Here is a 9,939-nt window from a genome sequence, read left to right as displayed (position 1 = left end):
GGCCTCTGTCGCCAGAGGCGCGACAGAGTCAAAAAGGAAGCTCAGGCAGCCAGCCTGAACCGCTCCACCACCCCCCCAAACCCCCTCTCCAGATCCGCAATCAGATCCAAAGGATCCTCCAGCCCCACATGCAGCCGCACCACAGGCGCAGTCCCCGCCCACACACTGTGCTCCCGCAGCCTCTCAGGCTGCGCCACCAGCGCCAGGCTCTCATACCCGCCCCAGGAAGCCCCCTGCGCAAACTGCCGCAACGAGTCAACGAACACGGCGCCGGCACCGGCGTCCACCCCTTCGGCAAACGCGAATGACACCAGCCCGCTGGCCCCGCTGAAGTCCCGCTTCCACAGCGCATGGCCGGGATCGGACGGCAGGGCCGGGTAGAAGACGCGGCCGACCTGGGGCTGCTGCTCAAGCCACTGGGCGATTTCGGTGGCGTGGCGCTGGTGCTGGGCCAGGCGCACGGGCAGGGTGCGAAGGCCGCGCAGGGCCAGGTAGGCGTCGTCGGCGCCTATGGTCAGGCCCAGGGCCTCGTAGGCGGTGGATATCTTCTTCGACAGCGCGGGGCCGTCGGTGATGACGATGCCCTGCATCACGTCGGAGTGGCCGGCGATGTACTTGGTCGCGGCCTGGATGGAGAGGTTGGCGCCGTGCTCCAGGGGCTGGTAGAACCAGCCGCCGCTCCAGGTGTTGTCGGTAGCCACGGCAATGCCGTGCTGGCGTGCCACGGCGGCCAGGGCGGGCAGGTCCAGCACCTCGTAGAGCAGGGAGCTGGGCGATTCCAGGTAGACCAGGCGGGTGTTGGGGCGGATCTTGCCGGCCAGATCGTCGCGCGAGGGCGAGAAGTACTCCAGCGTGATGCCCAGGCGCTGCAGCAAGGTGGCGTCCACGCGGCGCACGGGCGAGTAGACGCTGTCGGCCACCAGGGCATGGTCGCCGGGCGATAGCAGGGCGATGAGCACCAGGGTGATGGCGGACAGGCCCGAGGGCGTGAGAAAGGCACGGTGCCCGCCCTCCAGCGCGACCACGGCGTCTTCCAGCGCGCGGTGCGTGTCCAGGCCGTGGCGGCCGTAGGAGGCCACGCGCTCGCCGGCCTCGCGGCGGTGGTGCAGGTCGGCGTAGGCGGCGCTGTCGGCAAAGCGCACGGTGCTGGTGCGCACCACGGGCACGTTGACGGGGCCGGAGCCGCCCTGCAGCGGCGGCGTGCCTGCGTGCAGCAGGCGGGTCGACGGGCCCAGGGGCCGGTGCTTGTCTTGGGGGATGCTCATGCCACGGCCTCGCTGGGACGGAAGTAGGCGGCGTTGTAGTTCTTGACTTCGCCGGTGTCGGGGTCGATGGCCACGCGGCCGCTCAGGGTTTCCAGCGGCTGGCCGTAGAGATGGAAGTGCAGCGTGGGCTGCTCGCCCACGACGGCAATGCTGTGGATGTCATCGGGCAGGAAGGCGATGGAGGCACCGGGCTGCACGGTGAATTCGCGCGCCAGGTGGATGCTGGCGCGTGCGGGGTTGCTGCGGTCGTCCGTGCGCTCGTAGAGGCGGTTGAGCTCCTGGCCTTCGACGGCAACGATCACGGCCCAGGTCGTGTGGTTGTGCGGGGCCGTGGTCTTGCCGGGGTTGATGGAGTTCAGGTAAAGGGCCAGGCCCGCATCGCCATCGGCCGGGTTGAGGCGGTAGCGCGTGGAGGCGCCCACGCCCTCGGTCTGCGCGGGCGGGGGGAAGTCCGCGCGGCTGAACAAGGCCTTGTGCGCGGCCAGCTGCTCCAGGCGTGCGGTGATGGCCGACAGGGTGCTGCGGTCGGGCGCGCCGGCCTGCAGCAGCTGGCGCACGTCGGCCAGGGCGGCGTCCACGGCCTGGCGGCGCCGGGCGGCGGCGTCTGTATGGGTGCCTGTATCTGCGCCTGTTCCGGCCGGGGTTTCAGTCGTTGTTTCTGCGGTCATGGGGATGTGCTCCTGGAGGTGGGGGATCAAAGGGCAAAGCGCAGGCTGTTGAAGGGCAGCGGCGTTGTGGCCGGTGTGGCCGGGGCGGCTGGCGCAGGCCTGGGCCGGGCACCATCGCCCAGGGCGCGCTGCAGGAATTCGCGCGTGCGCTCGCTGCGCGGGCTGCCGAAGATCTGGGCGGCCGGGCCGTGCTCGACAATGCGGCCGGCCTCGGTGAAATAGACCTGGTCGCTGACCTCTTCGGCAAAGCGCATTTCGTGCGTGACCAGCACGCAGGTCATGCCGTCCCTGACCAGGTCGCGGATCACGGTCAGCACCTCGCCCACGGTCTCGGGGTCCAGGGCCGAGGTCACTTCGTCGAACAGGATCAGCTCGGGCCGCATGGCCAGGGCGCGCGCAATGGCCACGCGCTGCTGCTGGCCGCCGGACAGCTCGCCGGGGTAGGCGGATTCCTTGTGGTCCAGGCGCACCTTCTGCAGCAGGGCGCGGGCCTCTCGCTCGGCCGTGGCGCGGTCGCGGCCGACCACGCGAGTGGGGGCGATGACCAGGTTCTCCAGCACCGACAGATGGGGGAACAGGTTGTACTGCTGGAAGACGAAGCCCACGCGCTTGCGCAGGGCGATCAACTCGGCCTCGGTGCGCAGCTGGTCCACGCGCGTGCCCGCCACCGAGATGGCGCCGCGCTGGGGCCGCAGCAGGCCGGTGATGCAGCGCAGGATGGTGGACTTGCCCGAGCCCGAGGGCCCGATGATGGTCACCGCCTCGCCGCGCCGCACCTGCACGTCGATGCCCTGGAGCACCTGGTTGTCGCCAAAGGACAGGTGCACATCCTGCAGTTGGACCAGTGCGGGCGCCGTGCCTGCTGGGGCATCGGCAGTGGCGAGTTGGGAGAGAAAGGAGTCAGTGGCGTTCATGGCGTCGCTCCAGGGCGCGGGTGGCGCGGGCAATCGGATAGCAATAGGCGAAAAACAGCGCGAGCAGCGTGAAGTACACAAGGATGGTGAAGTCCGTGCGTGCCACGGTGTTGCTGGCGATCTGGGCGGTGTCCACCACGTCGTGCACGCCCACCAGCGAGGCCAGCGAGGTGCTCATGGTGATGCTGGCGTAGAGGTTCATCCACGGCGGCAGCATGCGGCGCACGCACTGCGGCAGCACGATGAGGCGGAAGATCTCGCTGCGGCGAAAGGCCAGCGACTGGGCCGCCTCCCACTGCGCGCTGGGAATGGACTGGATGGCGCCCCGGAAGATCTCGGCCACGTTGGCGCTGGTGGGCAGGGCCAGGCCCAGCACCACCTTGACCCAGTCGGGGAACGGAAAGGTCCAGCCCACCAGCTTCAGCTCGAACGGGAACACATAGGTGGTGAAGTAGATGAGCACCAGGATGGGCGCATTGCGAAACAGCTGCACATACCAGCGCACGCCCGTGCGCACGGCCGGCGTGGGCGACAGCGACAGGGAGCCCAGCACCAGGCCGGCCACGGTGCCGATGGCCACGGCCAGCACGCTGATCTCGATGTTGACCAAGAGGCCGCGCAGCAGCGCGGGCAGCCATTTCGACAGGTGCACGAAGGCGGGCGGGGCGCTGTCCGTGGCGGCCCAGCAGGCGCACAGGGCCAGCAGTGCGGCGCCCGCGATCAGCCAGGGGCTGCGCGCCGCGCGCAGCAGGGCGGCGGGCAGCGGGCGGGGCGCGGCGCCGGTGTTCAGGGTGGCTTCATTGGCCATAGCCGGGCATCCTCAGGTGTTGTTCCAGCCAGCGGCCCGCCAGGCTGACCAGCCAGGTCAGCAGGCCGAACCACAGCAGGATGAGCAGCAGCAGCTCCAGCACGTTGTCGCGCTGCGACCAGATCATGATGGACTCGTAGGTCACGTCGCCCACGGCAATGGCCGAGGCCACGGCCGTCATCTTCACCAGGTCCACCAGGTTGTTGGTCAGCGAGGGCAGGGCAAAGCGCACGGCCAGCGGCAGCTGCACGCGCACCAGCAGCTGGCGCTGCGAAAAGCCCAGCGAGCGCGCTGCCTCCAGCGTGGTGGCGGGCACGGCCTCGATGCCGGCGCGCAGCGCCTCGGCATGGAACACGCCCTTGTGCAGCGAGACCACGATCACCACCCAGACAAAGGGCGTGAGCGGGTTGTTGCCCGCGCCCCAGTCGCGCAGCTGCTGGGTGATCAGCATGTTGAGCACCAGGAAGGCGCAGTACAGCTGCACCAGCGTGGGCGTGTTGCGCGTGACCTCCACAAAGGCGCGCGCAGGCCGCGCCAGCCAGGCGCGGCCCGAGGTCAGGGCCGCCGCCAGCGCCACGCCGGCCGCCAGGCTGCCGGCAATGGTCAGCAGGGCCAGCTGCACGGTCACGAACATGCCGCGCACAAAGGCCTGGCGCTCGGCCACGTCCAGCACGAAGGCGTAGTTCAGGCCCAGGCCCTTGAGCGCTTGCACGCCCTGGGCAAGCAGGCTGTTGTTCATGGCACGGCCTCCAGGGCGGCCGGCTGTGCATGCGCTTGCGCTTGCGCAGCGGGGTCTTTCAGCGCGGCCACGGCGCGTGCGATGCGGGCCGTGGCCTCGGCCAGCACCTCGTCGCTGGCGGCGGTGGAGATGCGGAAGTACGGCGACAGGCCGTAGGCCCCGCCATCCACGGCAGCCACGCCTTCGGACTCCAGCAGCCATTCGGTCAGGTCGGTGTCGCTGGCGATGGGCTGGCCGTCCGGGCGCAGGTGGCCTATCAGCGCGCCGCAGTGCACAAAGGCAAAGAAAGATCCGCCCGGCGGCAGCAGGGCCAGGCCCGGCACCTGGTCCAGCGCCTGGGTGACCCGTTGCGCGCGCCGCGCATAGGCGTTGCGGGCCTGCTGCACAAAGCTCTGGTCGGGCGACTGCAGCGCCGCCGTGGCTGCGGCCTGGGCCACGGAATTGGGGCCTGACGAGGCCTGCGACTGGATCACCACCATGGCCTGCACCAGCGCGGCCGGGCCTGCGCCCCAGCCGATGCGCCAGCCGGTCATGGCATAGGTCTTGGAGACGCCGTTGACCAGCAGCGTGCGCTCGCGCAGGTCTGGGGCCACCGCCAGCCAGTGCGCGGGGGCCTGGGGCGTGAACCAGATGTGCTCGTACAGCTCGTCGAGCAGCACCAGCACCTGCGGGTGCTGGCGCAGCACCTGGGCCAGGGCGGCCAGTTCCTCGCGGCTGTAGACGGCGCCCGAGGGGTTGCCCGGCGTGTTCAGCACCAGCCAGCGCGTGCGCGGCGTGATGGCGGCCTGCAGCGCGGCCGGCGTGAGCTTGAAGCCCTGCTCAATGCCGCAGTCCACGATGACCGGCGTGCCGTCGTTCACGCGCACGATGTCGGGAAACGAAGGCCAGTACGGCGCGGGCACGATGACCTCGTCGCCCGCGTCCAGCGTGGCCGCCAGCGCGTTGTAGATCACCTGCTTGCCGCCGTTGCTGACGATGATCTGCCCGGCGTCGAAGTCCAGCCCGTTCTCGCGCCGGTATTTGGCGCTGATGGCCTGGCGCAGCGCGGCCGTGCCGGGCGTGGGCGTGTACTTGGTTTCGCCACGGGCCAGGGCCGCGATGGCGGCCTGCTTGATGGGCTCGGGCGTGTCGAAATCGGGCTCGCCCGTGGTCAGCGCAATGATGTCGCGGCCCTGGCGGGCCAGGGCCGTGGCCCGCGCGCTGGCCGCGGCATTGGGCGAGAGCCTGACGCGCTGCACGCGCTGCGAAAGGGGAAAGGGCGTGGTCATGGCGTGGTGCCTTCCTGGAATGCGGCGGCTGGCAATGGAGAGACCTGCGGCAAGTCGTGCGGCAAATCGTCCGGCAGGGCTTGCAGCACCTTGCCGGGATTGAGCAGGCCCAGCGGGTCGAAGGCCTGCTTGAGACGCCGCATGAGCTGCAGCTCCACGGCGCTCTTGTAGCGGGGCAGCAGGTCGCGCTTGGACTGGCCCACGCCGTGCTCGGCGCTGATGGAGCCGCCGTGGGCGTGCACGCTGTCGTGCACCACCTCGTGGATGGCGTCTTCCTGGGCAAACAGCTGCGCGGGAGTGCTGTCCGGCGCGTGCGACACGTTGTAGTGCAGGTTGCCGTCGCCCAGGTGCCCGAAGGCCACGGGCCGCACGGCGCCAAAGCGCGCCTGCAGCAGCGCGGCCGTGGCCGCAAGAAAGTCGGGGATGCGCGAGATGGGCACCGACACGTCGTGCTTGATGTTGCGGCCGTCGCGCCGCTGGGCCTCGCCCAGGGCCTGGTCGCGCAGCCGCCACAGGGCCTGGCTTTGCTGCAGGCTCTCGGCAATGGCGGCATCGGTGACCAGGCCGTCCTCGAAGGCCTGGCCCACCACGCACTCGAAGCGCTGGCGGGCATGGTCCTCGCCCTCGCTGTCGGACAGCTCGATCAGCGCAAACCAGGGTGCCTTGAGCGCCAGCGGTATCGGCTGCTCGGGCACATGGCGGTCTATCAGGCCCAGGGCCGTGTCCGACATCAGCTCGAACGCCGTCAGGCTGGCGCCGAAGCCCGCCCGCGCCTGGCTGAGGAAGGCCACTGCATCGCGTATGCAGCCAAAGGCCAGCAGGGCCGTGTGTTGGGCGCGGGGCAGTGGATGCAGGCGCAGCGTGGCCGCCGTGATGATGCCCAGCGTGCCTTCGCTGCCCACGTACAGGTCGCGCAGCGCATAGCCGGTGTTGTCCTTGCGCAGCCCGCGCAGGCCGTCCCAGATGTCGCCCTCGGCCGTCACCACTTCCAGGCCCAGCACCAGCTCGCGCGCGTTGCCGTAGCGCAGCACCTGGGTGCCGCCCGCGTTGGTGGACAGGTTGCCGCCAATGGTGCAGCTGCCCTCGGAGCCCAGGCTGAGGGGAAACAGCCGGCCCGCATCGCGCGCTGCCTGCTGCACATGGGCCAGCACGGCGCCGGCTTCCACGGTCAGGGTGTCGTTGTCGGTGTCGATGGCGCGCACGCGGTTCAGGCGCGCCAGCGACAGCAGCACGGCGTGGCCCGAGGCGTCGGGCGTGGCGCCGCCCATCAGCCCGGTGTTGCCGCCCTGGGCCACGATGGGCGTTCGGTGGGCGCGGCACAGGCGCACCAGCTGCGCCACCTGGGCCGTGTCGGCGGGCCGTGCCACGGCCAGGGCCTGGCCCGTGAGGCGGCCATGCTGGTCGGTCAGGTAGCCGGCCGCATCGGCACCCGTGAGCACATGGGCATCGCCCAGGGCGTGGCGCAGCGCGGTGACCAGGTCGGCGGGGCCGGTGATGTGGCCGCTGGTGCTGGTGTTGGTGCTGGTGTGGGTGCTCATGCGGGCGCCTTCCTGAACTTGTCGTGCAGCTGGTGCAGCAGCGGCGTGGGCGTCATGCCGTTGCGCTGCTCCACCTCGATCAGCCAGCCCGTGCGGTGCCAGTCCTGCACGATGCGGTCGATGGCCGCCTGCGTGTCGGACTCGCCCTTGCGCAGCCAGATCACCGAGGGCGAGGGAATGATGTCGGCGGGCGAGACGATCTCGTAGTCCTTCCAGTCCGCATTGCTGGCCACGAGTTCGCGCAGCGTGGGGCTGACATGCACGGCGGCCGCGCAGTTGCCGCCCTTGAGGGCCAGCAGCGACTCGGGCTGGCCCCGGAAGGCCTTGATCTGGGCGCCGTATTGATCGGCCAGCGGCTTGGTGAAATTGCTGCCCTGCGACACGCACACGGGCTTGCCGCGCAGGTCGTCCCACTGGCGCACGCCGCTGCCCTTCTTGGCGATGGCGGCGCCGCCGACTTCCTCGAACGGCGTGGGCACGAAGGACAGGATCTCGCTGCGCTCCTGCGTCCACTGCATGTTGGCGATCAGGATGTCCACCTTGCCCTGCTGCAGGAACTGCACGCGGTTGGACGGCTGGACCTGCACGGTCTCCACCCCCACGCCCAGGCCCTTGGCCACGCCTTCGGACAGCTGCACGTTGTAGCCCACGTGCCTTTGCGTGACGGGGTCGATGGTGCCGAACGGCGGCCCCGAAAGCATCACCCCCACCACGATCTTGCCGCGCTGCTTGATGCGGTCCAGCGTGGCGTCGGCATGGGCTGCCAGGGCCGTGAGGGCGAGCAGGGCCGCCAGTGCGGTGCGAGTCGGCTTCATGGCTTGGCTCCCTTGGCGGCGGCCTGGGTTGCCTGCGTCGCCTGCACTTGTGCCTGTGCTGCCGCATACACCGCGAAGTCGTAGGGCGCGCGGTCGAACAGGCCCTTCAGCGCGCGTTCGTGGCGCTCGGCGATCCAGGTGTCGGGCACGCCGCTGGCGCGGGCCACCTTGAGCAGAAAGCCCGTGCGGTGCCAGTCCTGTATGGCCTTGTCCACGAAGGCCTGGGTGTCGGCCTCTCCACGGCGCGTCCACACCACGGTGGGCGAGGGAATCAACTGGTCCTGCGTGCCCAGCTCGAAGTCCTTCCACTCGGCCGCATTCGGGCCGGTGAGCTTTTCATAAAGGGCGGGCTGGATATGGACCGAAGCCGCGCAGGTGCCGCCCTTGAGCGCCAGCAGCGACTCGGGAATGCCGCGCAGGCCCTTGACCACGGCGCCATAGCTCTCGGCCAGGGGCTTGGCGAAGTTGCTGCCCTGCGACACGCAGGCCACCTTGCCGCGCAGGTCTTCCCAGCGCTTGATGCCGCTGGCCTTGGCCACCAGGGCGCCGCCGCCGATCAGGTCATAGGGCGTGGGCGCGAACGAGAGGATCTCGCTGCGCTCCTGCGTCCACTGGATGTTGGCGATCAACAGGTCCACCTTGCCGCTTTGCAGGAACTGCACGCGCGTGGAGGCCGTCACGGGAACCGTCTCCAGCGGCACGCCCAGGCGGCGCGCGATGTCGGCAGCCAGCTCGGTCTGGTAGCCGCCGGTCTTGCCGGTGGCGGGGTCCAGCACGCCGAACGGCGGGCTGGCGCCGTCGATGCCCACGGACAGCTTGCCGCGTTGCTTGATCTTGTCCAGCGTGGCATCGGCGTGGGCGGCACCGGCGCCCAGCAGCAGGGCCAGGGCGGCGGCAAGGGGAGGAAGAAGGCGGGGCATGCGTGAATCCATCAGGGAACGGAAGGCCCGGCCCCGTCTTGCGGGGCCTGGGCCTGGGTGGTCGGAAAAAAAGCAGGGGTGGACCGCCGTGGCGGTCGGCGGTCAGCTGGCGGACTTGAACTTGGCCTGCAGCTCGGGCAGCAGCGGGTTGGCCGGCTCGATGCCCACGCGCTTTTCGGCGGCGATCAGCCAGCCCGTGCGGTGCCAGTCCTGCACCACCTTGTCCACGGCGGCGATGGTGTCGGCCTCGCCCTTGCGGGTCCAGACCACGGAAGGCGCGGGCAGCACCTCGCCGGCGATGGGAGCCGAGTACTGCGCCCATTCGGGGTTGCTGCGCAGCAGCGGGTAGATCAGCGTGCTGTCATGCACGGCGGCCACGCAGTTGCCGCCCTTGAGCGCCAGCAGCGAGTCCGACGAGCTCTTGTAGCCATGCACCTGGGCGCCGTACTCGCTGGCCAGCGGCTTGGCAAAGCTGCTGCCCTGGGACACGCACACGGGCTTGCCGCGCAGGTCTTCCCACCTGGCGATGCCGCTGCCCTTGCGCACGGCGGCAATGCCGCCCACGCGGTAGAAGGGCGTGGGCGCGTAGCCCAGGGTCTCGGCACGGTCGGGGTTCAGTTCCATGGAGGCGATCAGCAGATCCACCTTGCCGGCCTGCAGAAACTGCACGCGCGTGGCGGTCTGCACCTGTACCAGCTCGGCCTCCACGCCCAGGCCCTTGGCCAGGGCGCGTGCCAGCTCGGGGTTCCAGCCCACCAGCTGCTGGGTGGACGGGTCGATGGAGCCGAAGGGCCCGCCATTGACCAGCACGCCAATGGTGACCTTGCCGCGCTGCTTGATCTTGTCCAGCGTGGCATCGGCCCGGGCCTGGGTGCAGGCCAGGGCCAGCGCGGCGGCGATGAAGGTCAGGGATGCGGAAAGGGCGGCGCGGGGCTGGCGGCGCAGGGTGGGGCTTGTGTGCATGGCGGGAGCGGGGCGGTCGGGACGAACGAAAGATGCGTACG

Annotated in this window: 10 protein-coding genes; all 10 read right to left on the bottom strand. The window is 70.2% G+C overall.

The genetic code is table 11. The features are described from left to right. Positions 1-41: 41 nt before the first annotated feature. Entirely contained in the window at positions 42-1,265 is a 1,224-nt protein-coding gene (gene metC / locus DTS01S_RS25675; RefSeq protein WP_061289571.1) for a cystathionine beta-lyase, read from the bottom strand. After that, positions 1,262-1,933, bottom strand: a complete 672-nt coding sequence (locus DTS01S_RS25670) for a cysteine dioxygenase family protein (RefSeq protein ID WP_016454425.1) — start codon at positions 1,931-1,933, stop codon at positions 1,262-1,264. The genes metC and DTS01S_RS25670 overlap by 4 nt, the downstream gene beginning before the upstream one ends. A 26-nt stretch (positions 1,934-1,959) precedes the next feature. Then, positions 1,960-2,847 (bottom strand): amino acid ABC transporter ATP-binding protein, encoded by an 888-nt coding sequence (locus DTS01S_RS25665; RefSeq protein ID WP_061289566.1) that lies wholly within the window; start codon positions 2,845-2,847, stop codon positions 1,960-1,962. Further along, on the bottom strand, positions 2,834-3,655 hold the full coding sequence (locus DTS01S_RS25660) for an amino acid ABC transporter permease (RefSeq protein ID WP_061289563.1): 822 nt from the start codon (positions 3,653-3,655) through the stop codon (positions 2,834-2,836). The genes DTS01S_RS25665 and DTS01S_RS25660 overlap by 14 nt, the downstream gene beginning before the upstream one ends. Then, complete coding sequence (locus DTS01S_RS25655; RefSeq protein WP_061289560.1) at positions 3,645-4,394, bottom strand: amino acid ABC transporter permease; 750 nt, start codon at positions 4,392-4,394, stop codon at positions 3,645-3,647. Before DTS01S_RS25655 ends, DTS01S_RS25660 begins: the two co-directional genes overlap by 11 nt. Continuing rightward, positions 4,391-5,662 (bottom strand): aminotransferase class I/II-fold pyridoxal phosphate-dependent enzyme, encoded by a 1,272-nt coding sequence (locus DTS01S_RS25650; protein ID WP_017406975.1) that lies wholly within the window; start codon positions 5,660-5,662, stop codon positions 4,391-4,393. The genes DTS01S_RS25655 and DTS01S_RS25650 overlap by 4 nt, the downstream gene beginning before the upstream one ends. Further along, positions 5,659-7,200 carry an FAD-binding oxidoreductase gene (locus tag DTS01S_RS25645; RefSeq protein WP_061289557.1) on the bottom strand — a complete coding sequence of 514 codons (1,542 nt, stop codon included), beginning with the start codon at positions 7,198-7,200 and terminating at the stop codon, positions 5,659-5,661. The genes DTS01S_RS25650 and DTS01S_RS25645 overlap by 4 nt, the downstream gene beginning before the upstream one ends. Beyond that, positions 7,197-8,015 carry a transporter substrate-binding domain-containing protein gene (locus DTS01S_RS25640; RefSeq protein WP_016448804.1) on the bottom strand — a complete coding sequence of 273 codons (819 nt, stop codon included), beginning with the start codon at positions 8,013-8,015 and terminating at the stop codon, positions 7,197-7,199. Before DTS01S_RS25640 ends, DTS01S_RS25645 begins: the two co-directional genes overlap by 4 nt. Next, positions 8,012-8,935 (bottom strand): transporter substrate-binding domain-containing protein, encoded by a 924-nt coding sequence (locus tag DTS01S_RS25635; protein ID WP_061289554.1) that lies wholly within the window; start codon positions 8,933-8,935, stop codon positions 8,012-8,014. Before DTS01S_RS25635 ends, DTS01S_RS25640 begins: the two co-directional genes overlap by 4 nt. A gap of 102 nt (positions 8,936-9,037) precedes the next feature. After that, positions 9,038-9,898 (bottom strand): transporter substrate-binding domain-containing protein, encoded by an 861-nt coding sequence (locus tag DTS01S_RS25630; protein WP_061289578.1) that lies wholly within the window; start codon positions 9,896-9,898, stop codon positions 9,038-9,040. Between the last annotated feature and the right edge of the window lie 41 nt (positions 9,899-9,939).

The organism is Delftia tsuruhatensis NBRC 16741, from assembly GCF_001571325.1.
In the GTDB taxonomy this organism is placed as follows: Bacteria; Pseudomonadota; Gammaproteobacteria; order Burkholderiales; family Burkholderiaceae_C; genus Comamonas; species Comamonas tsuruhatensis.
Note: the sequence above shows the minus strand (reverse complement) of the source record. Positions and strands in the feature narration are given on the sequence as shown.